Raw genomic sequence first — 23,385 nt, 5'->3', positions numbered from 1 at the left:
CACCATGCAAGAAAGTTTGCAACTGGTGCTGGACTCAGCACCGTATCTGCTTAAAGGGGCGGTATTCACCCTCCAGCTGAGTATTGGCGGGATGTTTTTTGGCCTGATCCTCGGTTTTATGCTGGCGCTAATGCGCCTGTCGGCGTTTTGGCCCTTTTCGCTGTTGTCGCGTTTTTATGTTTCCATTTTTCGCGGCACGCCGCTCATCGCCCAGCTGTTTATGATTTATTACGGGCTGCCTCAGTTTGGCATTGAGCTGGACCCGATCCCCTCGGCGATGATCGGCCTGTCGTTGAACACGGCGGCCTATGCGTCCGAAACCCTGCGGGCAGCGATTTCCTCTATCGATAAAGGGCAATGGGAAGCGGCGGCGAGTATCGGCATGACTCGCTGGCAAACGCTGCGCCGTGCGATTCTGCCGCAGTCGGCCCGCGTGGCGCTGCCGCCGCTCGGAAACAGCTTTATCAGCCTGGTGAAGGACACCTCGCTGGCGGCCACCATTCAGGTGCCGGAGCTGTTCCGCCAGGCGCAGCTGATCACCTCCCGCACGCTGGAAGTGTTTACCATGTATCTCGCTGCGTCCCTGGTTTACTGGGTGATGGCGACGGTGCTCTCCACTCTGCAGAACTATTTTGAAAACCAGCTTAATCGCCAGGACAGGGAGCCGAAATGAGCGCCATTGACGTAAAAAAACTGGTGAAAAAATTCCACGGGCAGACGGTGCTGCACGGTATTGATCTGGACGTTAAGCCCGGCGAAGTGGTGGCTATCATCGGCCCGAGTGGCTCGGGAAAAACCACGCTGTTGCGCAGTATTAACCTGCTGGAAGAACCGGACAGCGGCACCATTCAGGTGGGTGATATCACGATTGATGCCGGGCAGTCGCTGGCCAGGCAGAAAGAGAACATTCGTGCGCTGCGTCAGCAGGTGGGGTTTGTGTTTCAGAACTTCAATCTTTTTCCACATCGCACGGTGCTGGAAAACATAATTGAAGGCCCGGTCATCGTTAAGGGAGAGCCTAAAGCCGAAGCCGTTGCTCGGGCGCGCGAACTGTTGGAGAAGGTGGGATTAAGCGGGAAAGAGAACAGCTACCCGCGCCGTTTGTCGGGTGGGCAACAGCAGCGAGTGGCGATTGCCCGTGCGTTGGCGATGCGCCCGGAAGTCATCCTGTTTGACGAGCCAACCTCGGCGCTTGACCCGGAACTGGTAGGGGAAGTGCTGAACACTATCCGTCAACTGGCGGACGAGAAACGCACAATGGTGATTGTAACTCACGAAATGAGCTTCGCCCGTGACGTGGCCGACCGCGCAATATTCATGGATCAGGGCAAGATTGTGGAGCAGGGGCCGGCAAAAGCGCTTTTCGCCAGCCCACAGCAGCCGCGTACCCGGCAGTTCCTGGAGAAGTTTCTGACCCAGTAACGCACAGTAAGGTCCGGCCTCACCCCCAGGCGGCTGTCGCCGAGCCGAGAGGCGCCGGAGGTGTGGCCCAGGTTACCGGCGTGCCTGCCAGCATCAGCGGGAATTTCAACCGGTTTCTCAGCCCAAAGGCAGACCATTCCATCATCGGCTGGAAATCATGCGGGCCGATAGCGGCCAGCTCAGCCTGATCTCCTGCCCGGTGCGACATTAACAAGGCGGCCGTTCGGGCGAGCGACAGGCGTGCGCTGTAGCCCTGATGCTGCTCATGCCGGACTTTTAGACCTCTGAGCACCGCTGCCGCCATCAGATAACCCGTGGCGTGATCCAGTGCCTGAACGGGGAGTGGGTGAGGCCGCCCGGTTTGTTTCCAGCGCATTCCCGCGTCGGCGATGCCGCTGGACATCTGGACCAGGCTGTCGAAACCTCTGCGGTTACGCCACGGCCCGTGCCATCCCCAGGCGTTAAGCGAAACGTCGACCAGCCCCGGGGAGATAGCCTGTCGGATTTCGGCCCCAAATCCCAGTGATTCCAGCGCGTCGGCGCGGTAGCCGTGAACCAGAACATCCGTATCGGCAAGCAGGGTTTTGAACTGCTCTCTGCCTTCGGCAGACCTGAGGTCGAGCCTGGCGCATTTTTTCCCGAGTGTGACCTCCTCGACAAGGGTAGGTTCTTCCCAGCCGGGCGGATCGAGGCGTAGCACCTGCGCCCCAAGCCCGGCCAGGAATCGGGTGGCAACCGGGCCGGCAATGATGCGGGTGAGATCCAGAACCCGCAGGCCAGCGAGCGGGCGGGCAGGCGACAGGGCTAATGCTGTACGAGGGGCTTCGGCATGGCACTGCTGCCAGAACAAGGGCTCTGCCGCGACGGTTTTCCCGTGCGGATGTTTTAACCATTCATCGTGGGTTAACATTGCTGCCGCGCATCCACCCGCAACCACGATTGCCTCTTCAAGCTCGGTTTTTCCCCACGTAATCACTTTCTGGGCGAGGGCCGCTTTATCTTTGCTTACGCCGAGCACGGACTCCATCGCCTGCCGGTGATGAAGGGCGTTGGTATGCAGCCGGATCCAGCCGTCCCGGGTGGCGTAATCCCCGGCAAATTGATCCCATAGCGCGGCGGGAGAGCGATTAACGGGAAAATGGCTGGTCGAAAACCAGTATGAGGCCAGCCGCTGATCTATATAAAGCGGCGTATCCGGGCGAGAGAGCAGCGCACTCAGGGCGCAACCTGCCGTCGCGAGGCTGGCGGCGGCGAATTCGGTCACAGGAAAATGGGAGGCGAGCTCGCCTTTACCCACCCTGGCCACTGACGGCAGGGCCGTTTCCAGCCCCAGCTCATGGGTCATTGCGCTGAAAAGAAGGGAAAACGAAGATTTAACCATACTGAGCTCCAGTAAATTTTTCCTGACATATGTAAAAACCGAAGAATTGTGGCGGAAAAACAATAAATCACATTAATTACTTTAATAAATGTGTTAGCTTATTACATTCTATTAATGAAATACTTTTTAGCGCCAGGAGAGACGCCAGATATAATGCTGGAACGTGACTTTTTTAGCTGGCGACGGGAAGCACTCGAACTTTTCCTGTCAATTACTCATGCCAGCGAATTACAAACTTTAGTTCAACAACAAACTCAACGCCTGGGCTTTGATTATTTTTCGCTGTGTGTTCGGCACCCGGTGCCTTTTACACGGCCTAAATTATCATTGCAGAGTTCTTACCCACAAAAATGGTTAGAGTGGTATGTCACAGAAAACTATTTTGCTATTGACCCGGTATTGAAACAGTCTAATTTCATGCGCGGTGAAATAATCTGGAGCGATGCCTTGTTTGCTGAGTCTCGTGAGCTGTGGGATGCCGCGCGCGATCACGGTCTCGCATCCGGGCGAACGCATTGCGTCATGGCGCCTAACCGCACGGCAGGGTTCCTCTCCGTTTCGCGCTCAAATGTTCGCACGGAAATTCTTTCGGAAGATGAGCTTGGGCTGCGGCTGAGTTACCTTGCCGAGCTGAGTATGGCGACGTTAAACCGCCTGGAAGACCCGTCGGTCGAAATGCTCGACATGAAGCTGAGTAAGCGCGAAAGAGAGATTCTCCAGTGGACGGGAGAAGGTAAAACGTCGGCAGAAATTGCGATTATTCTGTCCATTTCTGAGAATACGGTGAACTTCCATCAGAAGAATATGCAGAAGAAATTCAATGCCCCAAACAAGACGCAGATAGCCTGCTATGCGGCGGCTATGGGGATCATCTGAGCCTGAAGGGCGGGTGTTGCGTTTGGCGCTGACGGCTGGCGAACCCGGATTCTGCCAGCCGCCCCCGGCTTATTGACGGTAAGCCTGTTTAATTTGCTTAACGGTGTTACTGAATACTTCGGCCTGAGTTGGGTCTTCCAGTTGCGCGATCTGCTTTTCCATTTTCAGGATAACGCGGCCCGCATCAGCCTGGCCCATAGCCTGCAGCATCAGGGTTAACAGCGTCTTCAGACAGGTGACTTCTTGTGCCAGTTCACGGGTATTTTCGGCGGTGGAAAAATCTGGAGTACTCATTTACTTTCCTCAATGCTTAGTTAGTACGCTGCCATTATGCACAGTGATATTCATAAGGCGGCGGAGTATACCATAACATTCACCAGAGTTATTCATGTTCGGCGGGTGAGAATGCACCTGAATGTTTACGGTAATAAACAATATCGCCAGAGGGTTATTCGTGGGGTAGCTGGAAGAATTAAAAACAAATTGTTTCGCTCTCGTTTAGCTAACGTTAAATAAAACGAGAGAATAAGGTTTTTATTCTTGATGATCGTCGCATTTTGATAATTAGCCGTTTTTTGGTCAGAGAATAATAGCGTCCGTGCCGATGGTTGAAACTTGATGTGCGCCGCAGAAACAGACCTGAAAGTAAAGATATATTCTTCGTTAGTGTTAACAGAATGTGCTGACAGCAATTTGGATTTTAATGTTGTCGGAAAAACGTTAATATATGACTAATTAGCTATCAGCAGCGTTATCCCTTTCTGGAGAATAGCCCTTTGATCAACGTTCTTCTTGTTGATGACCACGAACTGGTGCGCGCAGGGATACGACGCATTCTGGAAGAGATTAAAGGCATCAAAGTCTCGGGTGAAGTGAACTGCGGCGAGGATGCCATCAAATGGTGCCGCAGTAACCCGGTTGATGTCGTGTTAATGGATATGAATATGCCGGGGATCGGCGGGCTGGAAGCCACCCGTAAAATTGCCCGCTACTCTTCAGATATCAAAGTTATCATGTTGACTATCCATACAGAGAACCCGCTGCCTGCGAAAGTGATGCAGGCCGGCGCGGCAGGGTATTTAAGCAAGGGCGCGGCGCCTCAGGACGTGGTGAACGCCATCCGTTCCGTCAATGCGGGTCAGCGTTACATCGCCTCTGATATTGCTCAACAAATGGCCTTAAGCCAGATAGCGCCAGAGGCGGAATCCCCGTTTGCCAGTTTGTCTGAGCGAGAATTACAGATTATGCTGATGATCACCAAAGGCCAGAAGGTCAATGAGATCTCTGAGCAGCTTAATCTCAGCCCTAAAACGGTGAACAGCTACCGCTACCGCATGTTTAGTAAACTGAATATCAGCGGGGACGTGGAGCTGACCCACCTGGCTATTCGCCACGGGTTATTCAATGCGGAGACGTTAATCAGTAGTGAGTGATACTTTTGATTCCCGGGCTTTTCTCAAGACGGTAACCAGCCAGCCCGGCGTCTACCGCATGTACGATGCCGGCGGCACGGTTATCTATGTCGGCAAAGCTAAAGACCTGAAAAAACGCCTCTCCAGCTACTTCCGCACGAATCTGGCCAGCCGCAAAACCGAAGCGCTGGTGGCGTTGATCCAGCATATTGATGTCACGGTGACCCACACGGAAACCGAGGCTCTGCTGCTTGAGCACAACTACATCAAGCTCTACCAGCCGCGCTACAACGTGCTGCTGCGAGACGATAAATCTTATCCCTTTATTTTTCTGAGCGCCGATAGCCACCCGCGGCTGGCGATGCACCGCGGGGCGAAGCACGCGAAGGGCGAATACTTTGGCCCGTTTCCTAACGGTTATGCGGTGCGAGAAACGCTGGCGCTGCTGCAGAAAGTCTTTCCTGTTCGCCAGTGTGAAAACAGCGTATACCGCAACCGCTCGCGGCCTTGCCTCCAGTATCAAATCGGGCGTTGCCTTGGCCCCTGTGTATCCGGCCTGGTTACCGAAGAGGACTATGCCCGGCAGGTGGACTATGTGCGTCTGTTTTTAGCGGGGAAGGACGATCAGGTGCTGACGCAGCTTATTTCCCGCATGGAAGTGGCGAGCAAAAATCTTGAATTTGAAGAAGCCGCGAGGATCCGCGATCAAATTCAGGCTGTCCGGCGTATTACCGAGAAACAGTTTGTCTCCAACTCCGGCGACGATCTTGACGTCATTGGCGTCTCGTTTGATGCGGGCCTGGCCTGCATGCACGTACTGTTTATTCGCCAGGGTAAAGTCCTTGGCAGCCGCAGCTACTTCCCGAAAGTTCCGGCAGGAACTGAGCTGAGCGAAGTCGTGGAGACGTTTGTCGGGCAGTTCTACCTGCAGGGGAGTCAGATGCGCACGCTGCCTTCTGAAATCCTGCTCGACTTCGCGTTGGCGGACAAATCTCTGCTGGCGGACTCTTTGAGTGAGCTGGCCGGGCGTAAGGTGAATGTCCAGACCAAGCCTCGCGGCGACCGGGCTCGTTACCTGAAGCTCGCCCGTACCAACGCCGCAACGGCGCTGGTGACAAAGCTTTCCCAACAGTCCACCATTCAGCAGCGCCTGAAAGCGCTGGCCGAAGTGCTAAAACTTCCGGAAGTGAAGCGGATGGAATGTTTTGATATCAGCCATACGATGGGGGAGCAAACTGTCGCGTCCTGTGTGGTTTTTGACAGTAACGGCCCGCTTCGGGCGGAATACCGTCGCTACAATATTACCGGCATTACGCCGGGCGATGATTATGCGGCCATGAACCAGGTGCTGCGCCGCCGCTACGGTAAGGCAATAGAAGAAAGCAAAATCCCGGACGTGATTCTGATAGACGGCGGGAAGGGGCAACTGGGGCAGGCAAAGGCGGTATTTGCTGAACTGGACGTGCCCTGGGATAAACACCATCCTTTATTGCTGGGCGTAGCCAAAGGCAGTGACCGCAAAGCAGGGCTGGAAACTTTGTTCTTTGAACCCGAAGGTGAGGGGTTCTCTTTGCCGCCGGACTCTCCGGCGCTGCATGTGATCCAGCATATTCGCGATGATTCACACGATCATGCTATCTCCGGGCACCGTAAAAAACGTGCGAAAGTGAAAAGTACCAGCTCACTGGAGACCATTGAAGGCATCGGACCAAAGCGCCGCCAGATGTTGCTGAAGTATATGGGCGGATTGCAACCGTTAATCAATGCCTCTATCGAGGAGATCGCAAAAGTGCCGGGCATCTCGCAGGCATTGGCAGAAAAGATCTACTACTCGTTGAAACATTAAGGGCTCTGTAGCAACATAGAGACAATTTCCACTTATGACAGATAGTTAACTGGCACTATGCGATTCAATATCCCAACACTGCTCACGCTGTTTCGTGTCATCCTTATCCCGTTCTTTGTGCTGGCGTTTTATCTGCCGTTCAACTGGGCACCTTTCCTTTGCGCCTTCATTTTTTGGCTGGCGGCCATAACCGACTGGTTTGATGGTTTTCTGGCGCGTCGCTGGAACCAAAGTACCCGTTTCGGCGCGTTCCTCGATCCGGTTGCCGATAAGGTGATGGTGGTTGTGGCGCTGGTGCTGGTGGCGGAACACTATCATGCCTGGTGGGTGACCCTGCCGGCGGCCACGATGATCGCTCGCGAAATTATTATCTCGGCGCTGCGTGAATGGATGGCGGAAATCGGCAAACGTAGCCGCGTGGCGGTTTCCTGGATAGGTAAAACCAAAACGATGGCGCAAATGCTGGCGCTGATCGGTATGCTGTGGCGCCCGAATATGTGGATTGAGTACACCGGCATCGCGCTTTTCTTCGTCGCAGCGGTACTGACGTTCTGGTCAATGTTCCAATATTTGGCTGCTGCACGCGGCGATTTGCTCGAACCGTGATCTATCCGGCGCAAAATTCAGCAAACGATTCGTGGTGTTAGAAAATTTCATTGACTCATTGCGTCAGGTAAGTAGAATGCAACGCATCGAAAGGCAGCAACGTTAGCCGGAAGATAATAAAATCAAGTGATTAGCTTAACAGCCACCAACACTCACTTGTACAAAAAGCGGGAATAGCTCAGTTGGTAGAGCACGACCTTGCCAAGGTCGGGGTCGCGAGTTCGAGTCTCGTTTCCCGCTCCAAATTTAGGTAATAGAATTTCTGTTACCGCCTGAAAAGGCAAAAGATTTTGGCGCGTTAGCAAAGCGGTTATGTAGCGGATTGCAAATCCGTCTAGTCCGGTTCGACTCCGGAACGCGCCTCCAATTTCTTCCCGAGCCCGGATGGTGAAATCGGTAGACACAAGGGATTTAAAATCCCTCGGCTTATGGCTGTGCGGGTTCAAGTCCCGCTCCGGGTACCATGGGAATAAAAAGAATAAAATCAATGATAAGCAGTGTCGTGTAAACCACCTTCGGGTGGTTTTTTATTGCCTGCGATTTGCCATTCTGAAAATTATCCTGCCTGTTCCGGTAAAAGAATGCCATGCTAAACCATTCCCTGGCATTCCATCCGGCAACCATGAACACTTTTTCACGACACGGTTTTGACGTCCCTTTTCAGGGCCACAGGCTCAGGGCTGACAGTATTTTCGGCAGTAAAGGCCACATCCTGATGATCCACGGAGGGTCAAAAGACCGTGAGGCAGGGCTTCGCTACCGGCTCCTGCTGGCGGAGCTGGGGTTTGGAAGTACGGCTTTTGATTGCATCGGCCACGGGGAAACCGGCGGAGAGCTCTCTCAATCTTCTTTACTGAGCCGCACTGAACAGGCTTTGGCGATAGCCGCACAGCAAGGTTCCCGACTGACCGGCTGTATGGGCGTAAGCATGGGGGCGTACAACGCCCTGCAACTGAGCAAATCTCTGCCATTGCGCTCCCTTATCCTGATGGTGCCGGGCGTGTATCACCCTTCGGCATACCGGGTAAATTTTGGGCCTGAATTCTCCGCCATTATTCGCCAACCTGGAAGCTGGAGGGAAAGCGATGCCTGGCAGACCCTGGCTGAATTTAGCGGTAATGTCCTGGTGATTGCCGCGGCTGAGGATCGGGTTATTCCGGCAGAGATCCCGCGGCGGCTTTATGATTCGGCATCGGGGCGGGGCAGGCAAGCTTTGCTGACCGTGCCGGATGCCGACCACAACAGCGTCTGGCAGGTGCTGAATCGCAGCCCGTCGCTGTTCGACAAAACCCGCCAATTGTTGGTGGAATGCCTGACTAAAGCGGAATGAAAATGACTCGCCGCGCGCGGAGCGGGTACACTACGCAAAATTTTATTCAAACGTAAGACGAGGAACCCAAAGATGACTCAGGGACCGCTGACCGAAGACGAAATTATCTGGCTGGATGACATCCTGCTGAAGTATGGCACCGCACATTCGGTGATTGATGTGGCCGAGCTGGACGGGCTGCTCACGGCACTGTTATCTGGGCCGGAAATAACTGAACCGACCACCGTGCTGCGTGCGGTATGGGGCGGTGATGTTGAGCCAGAATGGGAAAGCAAAGAAGAACTGACCCGCTTTGGTGTCCTGGTATTCCAGCATATGAATGATATTGCTGAACGTCTGGCGGAGTATCCGGGGCAGTTTGAGCCGCTGTTTGGCACCAGCGAAGTGGATAACCGCGAAATCACCATCGTGGAAGAGTGGTGCTACGGCTACATGCGCGGCGTGGCGCTGGAAAGCTGGCCTGCGCTGCCGGCGGAGCTTCAGCCGGAGCTGGATGCCATTGCCTTACACGGGCTTGAGGAGAGTGAAGCTGAGTTTGAAAACCTGACGCCAGAAGCATTCCTGGCAAGCATTGAGGCGATTAAACCTGCGGCACTGGCGCTTTATGGCTACTGGCACAGCCAGCGAAACGGCGGGGCGCTGCACTAAAGCGAAAATAGCAGGCCATAGTGGCCTGCTACTTCACGGCAATTAAGCCTGAGCGTCCAGCGTGGCCAGCTCTTTATCGACAAAGTACAGGCCTTCACCGCTTTTGCCCACCAGGCTGAGTTTATCCAGCACGGATTTAAACAGTTTTTCTTCTTCATGTTGCTCGGCAACATACCACTGCAGGAAATTAAAGGTTGGATAATCCTGAGAGGTCATGGCGGAGTGGGCCAGGGCATTAATCTGACGAGTAATTAACTGCTCGTGCTCGTAAGTAGCTTTAAATAATTCATCCAGTGAAGCGTATTCTAAATAAGGGGACTGAATGGCGTTAATACGCGGCATGCTCCCGGTATCATTCAAATATGCAAACAGACGCTGCATGTGCTCCATCTCTTCCTGAGCGTGGCGGCGCAGGAACGCGGCAGCCCCTTCGAAGCTGTGATAGCTGCACCAGGCGCTCATCTGCTGATAAAGCAGGGAAGAGTAGAGTTCAAGGTTCATCTGCTCGTTCAGTTTTTCAATCATTTCCGTCTTCAGCATCACAGGCTCCATATTTTTTGAGGGGCGTTAATATGGCGCTACTTTAATTATTAATTTTCCATAATGCAAAGAAATTGTTAATTATATTAGTGTAATGAGAATGGTTGTTACTATTATTTTATTTATGAAAAAGTGAATTAATAATGAGAATTAATCTTGTTCCGCTTCGCTATTTTATTACCGCTTCAGGTGTAATAAATCAGTCATATTTAGTCGAATAAAATGATAACCATGCTAAGAGTAAGTCTATGTTGTCATTGGAAAATCTTATGGCTAAATATTCTTATGACCACCATTTACCTGACGCAGGAGCTGTGGCTAAATACGTTTCTTTCAAAATTAGACTGCACATGAACATTCTTCATTTTCTTCTCGCACTTTTTGTCATCATGGGACTGGCGTGGCTGGTGAGCTTCGATCGTAAAACCATCCGTATCCGCTATTTGTTACAACTTGTCGTTATTGAAGGCCTGCTGGCGTTCTTCTTCCTGCACTCCGACAGTGGTTTGTGGGTGATTAACGGCGTGTCCGGTTTCTTTGGCCACCTTCTGACCTTCGCCGGGCAGGGTAGTGATTTCGTCTTTGGTGGGATGAGCAAAGCGGGCCTGGCCTTTATCTTCCTCGGCGTACTGTGCCCGATAATCTTTATCTCTGCGCTGATCGGTATCCTGCAGCATTTCCGTATCCTGCCGATTGTTATTCGCATTGTCGGGACACTGCTTTCAAAAGTGAACGGCATGGGCAAGCTGGAGTCGTTTAACGCCGTCAGCTCGTTGATTTTGGGTCAGTCAGAAAACTTCATCGCCTACAAGGGCGTGCTGGGCGACCTGAGCTCTCGCCGCCTGTTCACCATGGCCGCGACGGCGATGTCCACCGTTTCTCTGTCTATCGTCGGGGCTTACATGACGATGCTGGAGCCGAAGTATGTGGTCGCGGCGCTGATCCTGAATATGTTCAGCACCTTCATCATCCTGTCTATCATTAACCCGACTCGCCCTGGGGCTGAGCCTGAAATCAAACTTGAGAAGCTGCACGAATCCCAAAGTTTCTTTGAAATGCTGGGAGAGTACATCCTCGCGGGCTTCAAAGTAGCGATGATTATTCTGGCGATGCTGATCGGTTTTATCGCGCTGATCAGCGCCATCAATGCGCTGTTCGCGACGGTCTTCGGCCTGAGCTTCCAGCAAATTCTGGGCTACGTCTTCTATCCGTTTGCCTGGCTGGTCGGTATTCCTCAGGCGGATGCGCTGAAAGCGGCCGGGATTATGGCGACCAAGCTGGTGGCTAACGAATTTGTCGCAATGATTGAGCTGCAGAAGATCATGGCGACGCTGTCACCGCGCGGACTGGGGATCCTGTCGGTCTTCCTGGTTTCGTTCGCTAACTTTGCTTCCATCGGGATTGTGGCCGGCGCCATCAAGGGGCTGAATGAAAAGCAGGGGAACGTGGTTTCTCGCTTTGGCCTTCGCCTGGTGTACGGTGCGACGCTGGTCAGCCTGCTGTCCGCGGCGTTTGCCGGGCTGGTGTTGTAAAAGCAAAAACGGCGGGGTTCCCCGCCGTTTCTCTAGCGCACAATGATCAGAACGCGGCGCAGACCGGCTGGTCAACGCGCATTACGGATTCCTGCGCAAAGCGGGTTTTATAGATAGAGCGCAGTTCGTCGACCTTTTTGCTGCTCTCCGCATCGCTGCCGCGAATCAGCATAATTGCTTTGCTCGGCTCGTGGGTCACTTCGCCCTTAGCATTCAGCCACTGCCCTTTGGCGTCATATTCAGTCAGCCCTTCGCGGAAGCGCGGGGTCACGTCTTTGTCCACAAAGCTACGCCATTCATTGGCGGTAATCTCCGCCCCGGATGGGCGGCTAATGCCGAAATAGAGCGTGGTTTGCGTCATTGCATCGCCGACCTGGCACTGCTTAGCCGGAGCGGTGACCGCCGATGTGGTTTTCGCTGGCGCGACACAGCCCGCCAGAGCCAGAGCTAATGCCCCTGCAAGTGTTGCTTTATAAAATACCATTATCCACCTGTCTTACTGTCATCATCATTATTAAAATTAAATGCGGAATTATTCCGCCGCGATATCAAATTACAATTCCGTACTTTTCGCAAGTCACCGAGCATTAACAGGGCAAGAATAATCCCGCAGATACCGCTGCCGGGCAGGACCCACTGCGTGGGGACATATCCGGCAATCACCCCCGTTGCCAGCGGGGCGACAAGCGTAATGCCGAGCTGCAGCCGCCAGCTTGCCGCCATTGCCGCGCCGACCTGTCGACCGGGGAAGCTGTCCATCACGTTAAGCGTGGCGACCAGATAGAACCAGTTACTGAACAAATGCGCGATAACGATCAGCGGCACGGCCAGCCACAAAGTGCCCGAGTACGCCACTGCGAAATAACACAAAGTAAAAAGCAGGAGTGCCAGCATCAGCGGGAGACTGTTACCCGCCCGGTAGCGCACCTGTCTCTCACTCAGCAGGAGCGGGGCCAGAAGTTGCCCCACGCTGCGGGCAAACAGCAGCGCCAGGCCATTGTCCGTTTCATTCCCCGGCAATTCTGGGGCGAGAGCAGGGAGCAAAGCCATCACGGGCGCGCCCACAAGGGCAAGGCTGGGCAACAGCAGCAGGCTACGTTTTTGCACCGGGGAGACGGTACGCCAGCTAAACTCTTCGCTTTCCTCGGGGGCGCAGTTATCTTCACTCTCCACAACAAAAACGGCGGAGGCGTGCCAGAGTAGCCCTATTGCAAAAATGAAGCTGAGCGCATCCAGAAACAGCATTAGCCAGAGGCTGACATGACCGTACAGTAGCGTCCCCAGCCCCACGCCAAAGATAACGTTGGCGGCAAACACCAGCGTTTCAATACCTGCGGCGGCGGGCATTAGCGCTTTGGATAAGCCTTGTTTGAAGAGCTGGCTCAGCACCGGAACCGTCAGGCCGGTGCTAAAGGAGGCCGCGGCCTGGCTCAACAACAGCATGGCCGGGTGGTCACTCAGCAGTGCGAGGCCGGGCAAAACCAGACCGATAAGGCCTGATACTTCACCGAGAAGCAGGACGGAAAATGCTGGCCAGCGTTTTAACAACCACACGCCAACAAAGCTGGCAGGTAAACCGGGCGCCAGCGAGAGAACATAAGCGAGAGAAAGCCAGGCGGGCGTAGCGTGGCTGTTTAACAGTTGGCTAAAGACCAGAACGTAAGTCAGGCCGTTGCCAATAGACGAAAACAAAAGCGCGAGCCCGAGCCGCGTGAACCAGCGGTGCTGGCGCAGGGCGCGGAGTAGTAAAAGAAGCATGTTAAGTTCCTGATGAAAAAATAGAGTCAAGCCGCCGTGGGAAAACGGCAGCGCGAGATATTTATCGTCAGGAACGGCTTACATTGGCGTCAGGCTTCTCTTTGAACAGATGTCACTAAAAATAGAGGAATATTCGAAAATTACCAGTTACTGGTGACGCCCGCATATTGCGGCCCGGTCACGCCGCGACACTGATACTCCAGCACAACCTGCGTGTTCAGGCAAAGGGTACCGCTGTAGGTGGTGCAGGTTTTGATGTCGCTGCCGTAAGGGATGGCGCTGGCATAGCCCCACTGTTGGCACTGGCGTGAAGCCGTGGACTGTGCGAGGAATTTATCCACTTTGGCCGTCTGCAGCGGCGGCAGGTTATAGGCGAGGCGAACAACCCCGGCAGGCTCATTGGTATTGAGCGGCTCAGGTGTTTTGCTTACGGTGCACCCGCCCAGTAACAGGGCGGCAACGGCCAGATAAATGCGCTTCATCTTTCTTTATTCCTCATACTTAACCGTCTTCATGGTAGCACGCGGGGCGGGCTGAAAACCCTGTTCGATTAAGAGGGCAGTAAATTCCATAAATTTCAAATTTTAAAGAACCCTTAATTCAAATTACAAAATAAAAAAGCCTTTCTTAAAGTAAATTCCCCATAAAATGCACGGCGATTTTTTGATCAAATACGCGTCAAGTTTTGCCGCTCCGTGCCGACAATAGCGCTATGGCGCGATTTAATTTCACTTATGCAGATATACAAGGGAATAAATCAGGACGAGCGTCACCAAAGCCGCACAGGAAGTGCATTTTATTTTTGACCGGGGAACCAAGAAATGAACATTATTCGCAATATTAAAATTCGCGCGATGGTGGTGCTGATACAAGTCTTTTCAACGCTGGCATGGATATGCGTGGCGGGCGCAACGCTATGGCTATTACACAACCTCAAACAACAGCTTGCGCTCAACCCGGATCAACTGACGTGGATTAACACGGCTCAACTGATGCTGACGATCTCAATCGCCATCAGTATCGCTATCGTCATTTTTACCGAACGCTACCTGTGGTTTTGCCTGGTTAAGCCGGTCAATACTATCCGCCACCACATGCATGTCCTGGCGCAGGGCGAACTGGCTGCCGCACTGCCGGACTTAGGGCGTAACTGCATTGGGTTGATGGTGCAGCCTATTCAAAAGATGCAGGAAAACTGGCAAAAGGCGGTTAGCCGGATCCGGGACAGCGCCGAAGCTATTCGCTCCAATGCCACCGAAGTTTCCGGCGTGAATACCGACTTATCTTCCCGCTCGGAGCAGCAGGCCGCCGCGCTGGAGCAGACCAGCGCCAGCATGGCACAGCTGAACAGCACGGTGAAACTGAACGCCGACAATGCGAATCACGCCAGCCATCTCGCTCAGAATGCCACCAATGCGGCGGTAAACGGGGGGGATTCGGTGAAGCAGGTGGTGAAGACAATGGACGTGATCGCCAGCAGCGCGAACAAAATTGTCGATATCACGACGGTGATTAACAGCATCGCGTTCCAGACTAACATTCTGGCGCTAAATGCTGCAGTAGAGGCGGCAAGGGCGGGGGAGCAGGGCAAAGGCTTTGCGGTCGTCGCCAGCGAAGTACGTAATCTGGCCAGCCGGAGCGCCGGAGCCGCAAAAGAGATTGAAACGCTGCTCAACGACTCGGTCAGCAATATTCACACCGGGTCGCAGCAGGTGCGAAAAGCTGGAGAGGCGATGGATGAGATCCTCCGCGCCGTGAAGCAGGTGAATGACATCATGGGAGAGATTGCCAGCGCTTCCCTGGAACAAAGTCAGGGGATCGGGCAGGTGGGGATCGCCGTGCGGGAAATGGACAGCGTGACGCAGCAAAACGTGAACCTTGTTCAGAAGTCGGTACTTTCTTCCGTGGAGCTGGAGAAGCAGGCACACCACCTCCATGACGCGGTGGCGATGTTCCGTCTCAACGTAGTCTGAAAACAACAGCGTGTTTCAAACTCAGGCAGCCTTCGGGCTGCTTTTTTTATGCCTCCCACGGGCTTGATAAAGAAAATTATGTGACGCAGGCGGGTTAAATACTATTCCTCGTCAGTGCTGGCCCCAGACACCATGCGGATAGTTAAATTTCGGCTAAGCTTATGCTTTTTAGGCACATTTACAAGCGATAGCGAGTGTCGCACTATGCGGGCTCTTATTGAGCAAGGAGTTTCTGAAGCAATGCGTAAACCTCTGGTATTGTCGGCGCTAGTCGCCGCGCTGGCCCTGGCCTTGAGCGGCTGTGATGACGCTAAAAAAGAGACCGCGGCGGCGCCTGCCCCGGCAAAAGAAGCGCAGCAGGGCGGCAGCCTGATAATCGGCATCACCTCCGGCGATCCGCTGGCCATGAACCCGCTGTATGCCAGCGATCGGACTACGCTCACCATTATGCAGGCGCTTTACTCGCCGCTGTACAGTTACAGCGGCGACAAGATCGAATGGGGCCTGGCGGAAAGCCTGACGCCTTCAGCCGATAATCTCACCTGGACGCTGAAGCTGAAGCCCGGTCTGAAATGGCAGGATGGACGGCCGATTACCGCCGATGACGTGGTGTTCACCTTTAATAAACTGCTGGATGAAAAGCAGCATAGCTTCTTCCGCAGCATGTTTGTTTATGGCAACAAGCCCCTCAGCGTAAGCAAAGTGGATCCTCTCACGGTGAAATTTACGCTCCCGCAGGTGAGCGCCGCCTTCGCCGGTACGCTGGTGCAAATTTTCCCGATCCCACAGCATATCTTCGGTAGCGAAGCGGGCGATCTGGAAAAGAGCACGCGCAATGAAGCGCCAGTCGGCTCCGGCCCGTTCAAGTTTAAAGAGTACCGCGCGGGCCAGTACTACGCGCTGACGCGGTTCGATGATTACTGGAACGGTAAACCGAAACTCGATTCGGTGACCTACCGCTTCGCGAAGGACGCAAACTCGGCTAACCTCGCGCTGCAGAACGGTGAAATCAATCTCAAGATGGTGGACCCGCAGGATGTTTCACGCCTGAAAGCCACCGGCAAGTTTGATTTTGTCATTTACCCGGAAGGGCGTCTGGCCTACATGACGTTCAACCAGAACGTTGACAGCATGAAGAACAAAGCCCTGCGTCAGGCAATCGCGTACGCGCTGAACAAAGATGACCTGGTGCAAACGGCGTTCACCTCCCTCGATTACGCGAAACCGGCGGCTTCCATTCTCACGCCGGATACCCTGTACCAGACCAGCGATGTGGAACCGTACACGTTCGATCCCGATAAAGCCAAAGCGCTGTTTAAAGCGTCCGGGCAGCCGGAAGGTCTGAAGCTGCGCCTGGCCTACATCAACAGTAATAAAACCCAGGAAAGCATGGGGCTCTATATCCAGCAGCAGCTGAAGGCGATAGGTATCAACGTTGAATTATTGCCTCTGGATGCAAACGCGATGTCTCAGCGCAGTCAGGACATGAAAAACACCGCCTGGGAGCTAAGCCTGGGAGGATACATCATGGGCTCTGAGCCGGACGGCTATAAGTCACTGTATATGAGCAACGAAGCCTATAACTACGCGCACTATAAAAACCCGGCGTTTGATGCGTTGTGGGAGCAGGGCGCGACGGAAACGGATGCGGCGAAGCGCGCGGCTATTTACAAGCAGATCCAACAAACCGTCGCCAACGATATGGCCTGGTACCCGATTGCCTACACCAACGCGGTTGTGGCGGTGGACAAACGTTTTGGCGGGACGAAAGAGGCGGAGCCTAAGCCCGTTTATATGTTCCAGGATTTGTCGAAGATTTATCAACAATAACAATGAGTGACCTTCCGCCCGGCACGTCTGCACAGGCCGGGCGGAGGCAGGCGAAAATATGAATAACCTTCTTTTCCGGCGCTTACTGCAGTTATTCCCGATGCTGCTTTTTATCTCGCTGGTCTCCTTTTTACTGGTAAAGCTGGCCCCCGGCGACCCCGTGCAGGCGTATATTACGCCGCGCATGAGCCCGGATGATATCGAGCGGATCCGCCAAAGCATGGGGCTGGATAAGCCGCTGCCGGTGCAATACCTGCTGTGGCTGAAAAATTTGCTACAGGGTGACCTCGGCTACTCTTTGATTTATCACCGTCCGGTGCTGACGATGATCGCCGAGCGCATCCCGGCCACGCTTGGCCTGATGGGAGTATCCCTGCTGTTGGCTATCCTGCTGGCGATTCCGCTGGGGCTGCTGGCGGGGGCGTTCAAACACCGCTGGCTCGACCATGCCCTGAACATGTTCGCTTATGTGGGGATCTCGGTGCCGATATTTTGGTTTGGCATACTGCTGATTACCGTGTTTTCTGTGCAGCTTAACTGGCTGCCGAGCATGGGGATGCGGACCATCGGCGTGGAGGATGCCTGGCTCGATGTGGTTCGTCACGGCATTCTGCCCTGCATCGCGCTGACGTTTTACAACCTCTCCAGCTATGTGCGCTATATCCGTTCGAACACCATCAGCCAGCTGTCCGCCGACTATGTGCAAACTCAGCTGGCCTATGGGGCAACCCGCAGTACCATCCTGTTTCGGCATGTGCTGAAGAACGTGCTGCTGCCGGTCATCACGCTGTTTGGCCTCTCTTTTGGCGAGCTGGTGGTGGGCGCCTACGTGACGGAAAGCGTGTTTTCCTGGCCGGGCATGGGGCTGCTGGGGATCCAGGCCATAACCTCCCTCGACTACCCGCTTATCATGGCCATTATTCTGCTCTCAGCGTTGATGCTGATGGTGGGGAATTTGCTGGCCGACCTTCTGTATCGCGTGGCGGATCCGCGCATTAAGGCGCTGAGGTAACCATGAGCAGAAGATGGATGCAGGTTAAACAAGGTCTGAAGCACAGCCGCCCGGCGCAGTTTTCTCTGGCGGTGCTGGTGATTTTTGCTCTGGCGTCATTATCGGCTTTTTTAAGTCCGTGGGACCCCAATCAGATGTCGCTTCAGGGAAGAATGCTGCCGCCTGATGTAAGCCACTGGTTTGGCACGGATGAATATGGCCGGGACTATTTCACCCGCGCGCTTTACGGCGGGAAAATCTCCCTGATGGTCGGGTTTTTAGCCATGCTGTTTTCCACGCTGATTGGTACGCTGGTAGGCACCGTCAGCGGCTACTTTGGCGGAAAAATTGACAATCTGCTGATGAGGCTGGTGGACATCTTAATGTCAATCCCGGCTTTTTTCCTGCTGCTGGTGCTCAATGCCTACCTGAAGCCCGGAATCGCTAACATCATTTTGATTATCAGCGCGCTGACCTGGATGAATATGTCGCGGCTGGTGCGGGCTGAAACGTTGACGTTAAAAGAGCGGGAGTACGTGATTTATGCCCGGACCTCCGGGGAACATCCGCTGATAATTATTACCCGGCATATCATCCCGAATATTTTGCCGACGATTATTGTGGCGGCCACCCTGAATATCGCCTCCGCGATCCTCCTGGAGTCCACATTGAGTTTTCTTGGTCTTGGCGTGCAGCAGCCTGATGCCTCCTGGGGAAGCATGTTGAATAACGCCCAGTCATATATCGGCGAAGCTTCCTGGCTGGCGATGTTCCCGGGCGTGCTGATCCTGCTGACGGTGTTGAGTTTTAACGTGCTGGGCGATGTGTTCCGCACAGCTTTTGAGCCGGGGGCAAACCGCGATGCGTAATCTGCTGGAAATCGATAATCTGAAAACCTCTTTCTTCACCCGCGACGGAGAGGTTCAGGCGGTGCGCGGCGTTACCTTCAGCGTGCAGCGGGGGGAAGTTGTGGGCATTGTGGGCGAGTCTGGCTGTGGCAAAAGCGTCACCTGCAAATCGGTTATCAATTTGCTCGGCAGTCACGGCAAAGTTGTGGGAGGGCATATCCGTTTTCAGGGGGAAGACCTGGCGCGTAAAACGGCGGAGCAGATGCGTCATCTCCGCGGCAGCGAAATCGCGATGATTTTCCAGGATCCGATGACGGCGTTAAACCCGGTGTTGACCATCGGTAGGCAGATGAGCGAAATCCTTATTCGCCATCAGAATCTGAGCAAAAAAGTGGCCAAAGAGAAGGCGATAGTGATGCTCGGGCAGGTGGGCCTCAGCCAGCCGGAAAAACGCTACGACCAGTATCCGCATGAATTTAGCGGCGGGATGCGCCAGCGGGTGATGATCGCCCTCGCGCTGTCGTGCCATCCGTCATTGCTGATTGCCGACGAGCCGACGACCGCACTGGATGTGACGATTCAGGCGCAAATCCTGCGCCTGCTGAAACATCTCCAGCAGCTGACGGACACCGCCATTTTATTGATAACTCATGACCTGGGCGTGGTGGCGCAGGTCTGCTCCCGGGTAGTGGTGATGTACGGCGGGCTGGTGATGGAGCAGGGGAGTGTCGAGGCGATTTTTTATCGGCCGGCCCATCCCTACACGCGAGGGCTGCTGGCCTCTCTGCCTCGCCCCGACGGCAGCGAAGAGCGTTTATCACCGATTGAGGGCAGCCCGCCAGGTCTGCTGCATCCGCCGCCAGGCTGTCCTTTTGCCGCTCGTTGCCCACAGCGCATGGCTATCTGCGACACCCCGGCGCCCAAACACACGTTTGCCGACGGCCATCAGGTCAACTGCTGGCTGTGGGAAAAAGAGGCCGCTCATGCCTGACATTACTCCTTTAATTCGCGTGCGTAATCTGCACAAACATTTCATTGCGAACCGGAGCTGGTTCGGGCCGAACACGACTGTAAAGGCCGTGGATGGCGTGAGCTTCGATATTTTTCCGGGGGAAACTTACGGCCTTGTAGGGGAGTCCGGCTGCGGTAAATCGACGCTCGGGCGAAGCTTATTGCGGTTGTTCGAGTTAACCGACGGCACAATAGAGTTCGATGGGCAAAACATTGCGGCGCTTAATGAGCGTCAGCTAAAGCCCATCCGCCGCCGGATGCAGGCTGTTTTCCAGGATCCTTATTCGTCGCTAAATCCTGGCCTGACGGTGGCGCAGCTAATCGCGGAGCCGATGCGTATTCACGGTTATGATGCGCCCCGGCGGAAAGCCCGTACTCTGGAACTGCTTGGGCAGGTGGGGTTAAACCTGGAGCATCTTGACCGTTTTCCCCATGAGTTCAGCGGCGGGCAACGGCAGCGGATCGGCATTGCCCGGGCGCTGTCGGTGAATCCAGAATTTATTCTTTGCGATGAGCCGCTGTCTGCCCTCGATGTCTCCGTCCAGGCACAGGTTGTAAATATTCTGCAGGATTTGCAGCAGGCTTTCGGGCTGACTTACCTGTTTATCGCCCATGATTTGTCGATGGTTCGCCACATTTCAGACCGAATTGGGGTGATGTATCTAGGGTCGCTGGTGGAGGAAGCTCCTGCGCAAACGCTGTATAGCCAGCCCGCTCATCCCTATACCCGGGCGCTTCTGGCTTCTATTCCCGTCGCCGATCCGCATGTTCAGATGCTGGAGCAGGGCGGGTTAAAGGGCGAAATGGGCAGTGAGGCGGGGGAAAACCCAGGCTGTAAGTTTGCCAGCCGCTGCCCGCGGGCCATGGGGCAGTGCCACGAGCAACCGCCTCGAATGCAGGAGATCTCGCCGGGCCACCGGGTGGCCTGCTGGCAGTTCGAAAAATGAGTCGGCGGGGGCATTTTGCTCTCGCTTCCCTTTCTTCCGGCGAATACGCTGTTGCCTCGTGCAGAGGCGCGCAGGTAGACTGTCGCGCAAATAAAACAGGAGATTAAAATGGCCGAACAACTCTCTGCCGATCAGGAACTGGTTTCCGATGTCGTGGCGTGCCAGTTAGTGATTAAACAAATTCTCGACGTGATTGATGTGATTGCCCCCGTTGAAGTCCGTGACAAGATGGCTGAACAGCTGAAAACCATCGATTTTACCACCCATCCAGCGGCCGTTGACCCGGTCACGCGCCGGGCGATTCAAAAAGCAATTGCCCTGATTGAGCTGAAATTCACGCAGCAGAAAGACGCACACTGAGGCTGTTTTAAGCTGCCATAAAGAAGCTCCGCGATTCGCGGGGCTTCTTTATCTGAGCCGAACAGCTCAATGACAGCCGTGTTCGACGAAGCTGAGCACGCGCCTGTCGGTCTGGCTCATACACAGGCCCGCTTTTTTGGCATTGCGCACCTCTTCAAGAACCGTTTGCAGCCGCTCTCCCTCGCGATCCTGTTCTAATTCCAGCGCCATTAAAAAACTCACAATCTTACCGGCATTGACGGCTTTAGCTTCTTCCTTAAGCATGGTCAGCGTTTCATGTCTCAGGTGATGGTCATCCAGCGTTTGTTGGAAAAGTTCTTCCAGCGTCAGGCTGTGGCAGTCAGGCGGAGAGATGGTGCCGACGCTAGGCATGCCGCCGGACTGCTTCATAAAATTGAAGACCCGCATCATGTGGGTGACGTTGTTTTGTGCCTGGCTGCGTAAAAAATTCGCACTCCCTGTCAGGCTGTTTTTGGCACACCAGGCGCTCAGGTGCAGACACAGGTGGGACGCGTAGAACTCACGATTAATTTGCGCATTAAGTTTCTGGATCATGCTGGCCGCGGGCATATAAATATCCTTATTTCCATGAGCAATTTTACGAAGGGATGAAATAAACATACGCTGCTATCAAGGATGAGAAAAGTCCTGATTAGCGCTATTTTTGATTTCTTTCATCTTATTAAAGATAAAAGCAGGCTGATTTGTTCTTTTTTCTTAACTTATGTAACCTACTGTATTTGATATAAAATATATCCTCCATGTTAATGGGGTGTCATCCTTTTGGTGTCACGTCAAAAGTGTGGCTGGCTGAATTTTTCAATTGTTTATAATGTGAATCATTTTTTATTTTTCTGCTCTTTTTTAAATTGACGGCTTAAGCGCATAGAGATCATGTTTGTATCATTTACCTCTCAGTCAGGGATTTAATCATCCGGGTTTCAAACAAAACACTCGCTCTGTGGGGCGAACGATTGTCGGGCGAACGCGATCCGGGGTTGCACCTGAACAGGCTGCGGGGATAAAAAACGAGCAATTCCGGGAAGGGTAATAGGGCCGAATCCGCTGATACGGCTAATGAATTGTTTTTTTCTATCTATCGTAAAAAAGTATGCCCAGGTGGGGTGATTGGGTTGCTAAAGGGAAGCAGTATCCTGCCGGCGAAGTATCCCCGAGGAATACGGTGCGGCAGGCGTTATGACGAAACCCGAAAACCCTGCCGTTTATTTGAGCGTTATCTTTCTGTATTAAGACCGTGGCGAAAGCACAGGACAAAAACGTGAGTTTTTATAAATTGACGTGATTAGTCGCTGTGGAATAACTGAAAAAGCAGCGGAGTTGAGGCTAAAAAAGCCGAGTAGGCTCCGCTTCCTGTTGGAGGGGCGTTAAAGCGGGACCAGCAGCACATCGACCTGGCTAGAAGCCACGACAGCCTTGGCTGAGCACATGACTTTGCCGAAGAAACTCTGATTATGATTACCGCAAAGTACTAAATCGACATCGTGCTTTTGACAGATATCCAAAATGTGCTCGCTTAGTTCCCCTGTGGAAATAATTACCTTTTCAACAGGATATTGCGCTTTCTCTTTTAACTCATCGAGAAAAAGATGGGTTTCTTCCAGCATCAGATCGCGCAGGTTTTCCATCATAGGGGCGGCAAGCTGGTTATACAGTTCAGGATCTGATGCGAGCGTGACGAGGGAAATTTTTCCGTTGACGGGTTTGACGATGGAGACGGCCTTTTGTACCAGACGATGGCTTTCAGGCGTGATAGCAACGGCAACCAGCACATGACGATAGCTCATATAACCCCTCCACATTTAGCGTGAATTGTTAACATTTTCTTACACCAGTTGTGCCCCAGGTGCAACGCTTGTCGCGATACGAAATGTGAGGCCACTCATAGAAATTGTTTAGTTATTCTTATGAAACGAATTTGCAACATTGTTTCGTAGACGAAATGTGAAATTTTTCCATCAGACGAACGGATTAATTTGAGAACCTGGATCGCGCGATAACTTTCGGTAACTGACGCTTTTGAAATCATAACGGTCGGTTAAAATCACGCTATAAT

At 53.6% G+C, this 23,385-nt stretch carries 23 protein-coding genes, 3 tRNA genes and 1 pseudogene; 19 read left to right on the top strand and 8 right to left on the bottom strand.

The genetic code is table 11. From position 1 onward, the window contains the following. The first annotated feature begins 4 nt into the window (after nucleotides 1–4). A complete protein-coding gene (locus VW41_13625) occupies nucleotides 5–673 on the top strand; it encodes an amino acid ABC transporter permease (GenBank protein ID AJZ89993.1) in 669 nt (222 codons plus the stop codon). Next, the gene (locus VW41_13620) at nucleotides 670–1,422 is read left to right on the top strand and encodes an amino acid ABC transporter ATP-binding protein (GenBank protein AJZ89992.1); all 753 of its coding nucleotides are present in this window, start codon (nucleotides 670–672) and stop codon (nucleotides 1,420–1,422) included. The genes VW41_13625 and VW41_13620 overlap by 4 nt, the downstream gene beginning before the upstream one ends. A gap of 19 nt (nucleotides 1,423–1,441) precedes the next feature. On the opposite strand, the gene VW41_13615 is transcribed toward VW41_13620, so the two are convergent. After that, nucleotides 1,442–2,767 (bottom strand): CAIB/BAIF family CoA transferase, encoded by a 1,326-nt coding sequence (locus VW41_13615; GenBank protein AJZ91971.1) that lies wholly within the window; start codon nucleotides 2,765–2,767, stop codon nucleotides 1,442–1,444. A gap of 189 nt (nucleotides 2,768–2,956) precedes the next feature. Here VW41_13615 and VW41_13610 point away from each other — a divergent pair, with 189 nt between their 5' ends. Continuing rightward, nucleotides 2,957–3,679: a LuxR family transcriptional regulator gene (locus VW41_13610; protein ID AJZ89991.1), complete on the top strand. Its 723-nt coding sequence runs from the start codon at nucleotides 2,957–2,959 to the stop codon at nucleotides 3,677–3,679. A 69-nt stretch (nucleotides 3,680–3,748) separates the two neighbouring features. On the opposite strand, the gene VW41_13605 is transcribed toward VW41_13610, so the two are convergent. Then, nucleotides 3,749–3,973 (bottom strand): hypothetical protein, encoded by a 225-nt coding sequence (locus VW41_13605; GenBank protein ID AJZ89990.1) that lies wholly within the window; start codon nucleotides 3,971–3,973, stop codon nucleotides 3,749–3,751. Between the two features lie 482 nt (nucleotides 3,974–4,455). Between VW41_13605 and sirA the strand changes: the two genes are divergently transcribed. The 8 genes and pseudogenes from sirA (at nucleotide 4,456) to VW41_13565 (ending at nucleotide 9,497) form a co-directional block, all read left to right on the top strand. Further along, complete coding sequence (sirA, locus tag VW41_13600) at nucleotides 4,456–5,112, top strand: response regulator (GenBank protein AJZ89989.1); 657 nt, start codon at nucleotides 4,456–4,458, stop codon at nucleotides 5,110–5,112. Further along, nucleotides 5,105–6,937 (top strand): excinuclease ABC subunit C, encoded by a 1,833-nt coding sequence (uvrC, locus tag VW41_13595; GenBank protein ID AJZ89988.1) that lies wholly within the window; start codon nucleotides 5,105–5,107, stop codon nucleotides 6,935–6,937. Before sirA ends, uvrC begins: the two co-directional genes overlap by 8 nt. Before the next feature lie 57 nt (nucleotides 6,938–6,994). Next, entirely contained in the window at nucleotides 6,995–7,543 is a 549-nt protein-coding gene (locus VW41_13590; GenBank protein AJZ89987.1) for a phosphatidylglycerophosphate synthetase, read from the top strand. A 167-nt stretch (nucleotides 7,544–7,710) separates the two neighbouring features. Continuing rightward, nucleotides 7,711–7,786, top strand: a tRNA-Gly gene (locus tag VW41_13585). A gap of 49 nt (nucleotides 7,787–7,835) precedes the next feature. After that, nucleotides 7,836–7,909 (top strand) — tRNA-Cys (locus tag VW41_13580). Between the two features lie 12 nt (nucleotides 7,910–7,921). Further along, nucleotides 7,922–8,007, top strand: a tRNA-Leu gene (locus VW41_13575). Nucleotides 8,008–8,165: 158 nt separating this feature from the next. After that, complete coding sequence (locus tag VW41_13570; GenBank protein AJZ91970.1) at nucleotides 8,166–8,873, top strand: hypothetical protein; 708 nt, start codon at nucleotides 8,166–8,168, stop codon at nucleotides 8,871–8,873. A gap of 72 nt (nucleotides 8,874–8,945) precedes the next feature. Then, nucleotides 8,946–9,497 (top strand): annotated as a pseudogene (locus VW41_13565) (hypothetical protein). Between the two features lie 66 nt (nucleotides 9,498–9,563). Here the strand turns inward: VW41_13565 and VW41_13560 are convergent. Further along, nucleotides 9,564–10,061 carry a ferritin gene (locus VW41_13560; GenBank protein ID AJZ89986.1) on the bottom strand — a complete coding sequence of 166 codons (498 nt, stop codon included), beginning with the start codon at nucleotides 10,059–10,061 and terminating at the stop codon, nucleotides 9,564–9,566. Nucleotides 10,062–10,411: 350 nt separating this feature from the next. Between VW41_13560 and VW41_13555 the strand changes: the two genes are divergently transcribed. Continuing rightward, entirely contained in the window at nucleotides 10,412–11,593 is a 1,182-nt protein-coding gene (locus VW41_13555) for a nucleoside permease (protein ID AJZ91969.1), read from the top strand. Between the two features lie 46 nt (nucleotides 11,594–11,639). Here the strand turns inward: VW41_13555 and VW41_13550 are convergent, their stop codons facing one another. The 3 genes from VW41_13550 to VW41_13540 form a co-directional block, all read right to left on the bottom strand. Then, entirely contained in the window at nucleotides 11,640–12,077 is a 438-nt protein-coding gene (locus VW41_13550) for a ribosomal protein S3 (GenBank protein AJZ89985.1), read from the bottom strand. Next, complete coding sequence (locus VW41_13545; protein ID AJZ89984.1) at nucleotides 12,077–13,351, bottom strand: hypothetical protein; 1,275 nt, start codon at nucleotides 13,349–13,351, stop codon at nucleotides 12,077–12,079. Before VW41_13545 ends, VW41_13550 begins: the two co-directional genes overlap by 1 nt. A gap of 140 nt (nucleotides 13,352–13,491) precedes the next feature. After that, on the bottom strand, nucleotides 13,492–13,833 hold the full coding sequence (locus VW41_13540) for an outer membrane lipoprotein (GenBank protein AJZ89983.1): 342 nt from the start codon (nucleotides 13,831–13,833) through the stop codon (nucleotides 13,492–13,494). 339 nt (nucleotides 13,834–14,172) lie between these two features. Here VW41_13540 and VW41_13535 point away from each other — a divergent pair, with 339 nt between their 5' ends. The 7 genes from VW41_13535 (at nucleotide 14,173) to VW41_13505 (ending at nucleotide 21,311) form a co-directional block, all read left to right on the top strand. Beyond that, complete coding sequence (locus tag VW41_13535; GenBank protein ID AJZ89982.1) at nucleotides 14,173–15,324, top strand: chemotaxis protein; 1,152 nt, start codon at nucleotides 14,173–14,175, stop codon at nucleotides 15,322–15,324. A 240-nt stretch (nucleotides 15,325–15,564) separates the two neighbouring features. Continuing rightward, a complete protein-coding gene (locus tag VW41_13530; GenBank protein AJZ89981.1) occupies nucleotides 15,565–17,154 on the top strand; it encodes a peptide ABC transporter substrate-binding protein in 1,590 nt (529 codons plus the stop codon). A 58-nt stretch (nucleotides 17,155–17,212) separates the two neighbouring features. Then, nucleotides 17,213–18,166: a peptide permease gene (locus tag VW41_13525; protein ID AJZ89980.1), complete on the top strand. Its 954-nt coding sequence runs from the start codon at nucleotides 17,213–17,215 to the stop codon at nucleotides 18,164–18,166. Between the two features lie 2 nt (nucleotides 18,167–18,168). Then, complete coding sequence (locus tag VW41_13520; protein ID AJZ89979.1) at nucleotides 18,169–19,014, top strand: peptide ABC transporter permease; 846 nt, start codon at nucleotides 18,169–18,171, stop codon at nucleotides 19,012–19,014. Next, nucleotides 19,007–19,984, top strand: a complete 978-nt coding sequence (locus tag VW41_13515) for a peptide ABC transporter ATP-binding protein (protein AJZ89978.1) — start codon at nucleotides 19,007–19,009, stop codon at nucleotides 19,982–19,984. The genes VW41_13520 and VW41_13515 overlap by 8 nt, the downstream gene beginning before the upstream one ends. After that, nucleotides 19,977–20,951, top strand: a complete 975-nt coding sequence (locus VW41_13510; GenBank protein AJZ89977.1) for a peptide ABC transporter substrate-binding protein — start codon at nucleotides 19,977–19,979, stop codon at nucleotides 20,949–20,951. The genes VW41_13515 and VW41_13510 overlap by 8 nt, the downstream gene beginning before the upstream one ends. 108 nt (nucleotides 20,952–21,059) lie before the next feature. Continuing rightward, entirely contained in the window at nucleotides 21,060–21,311 is a 252-nt protein-coding gene (locus tag VW41_13505) for a hypothetical protein (protein ID AJZ89976.1), read from the top strand. A gap of 66 nt (nucleotides 21,312–21,377) precedes the next feature. On the opposite strand, the gene VW41_13500 is transcribed toward VW41_13505, so the two are convergent. Continuing rightward, a complete protein-coding gene (locus VW41_13500; protein AJZ91968.1) occupies nucleotides 21,378–21,881 on the bottom strand; it encodes a ferritin in 504 nt (167 codons plus the stop codon). An 815-nt stretch (nucleotides 21,882–22,696) separates the two neighbouring features. After that, on the bottom strand, nucleotides 22,697–23,116 hold the full coding sequence (locus VW41_13495; protein ID AJZ89975.1) for a universal stress protein UspC: 420 nt from the start codon (nucleotides 23,114–23,116) through the stop codon (nucleotides 22,697–22,699). Nucleotides 23,117–23,385: the final 269 nt, after the last annotated feature.

It is taken from the genome of Klebsiella michiganensis, assembly GCA_000963575.1.
In the GTDB taxonomy this organism is placed as follows: Bacteria; Pseudomonadota; Gammaproteobacteria; order Enterobacterales; family Enterobacteriaceae; genus Cedecea; species Cedecea michiganensis_A.
Note: the sequence above shows the minus strand (reverse complement) of the source record. Positions and strands in the feature narration are given on the sequence as shown.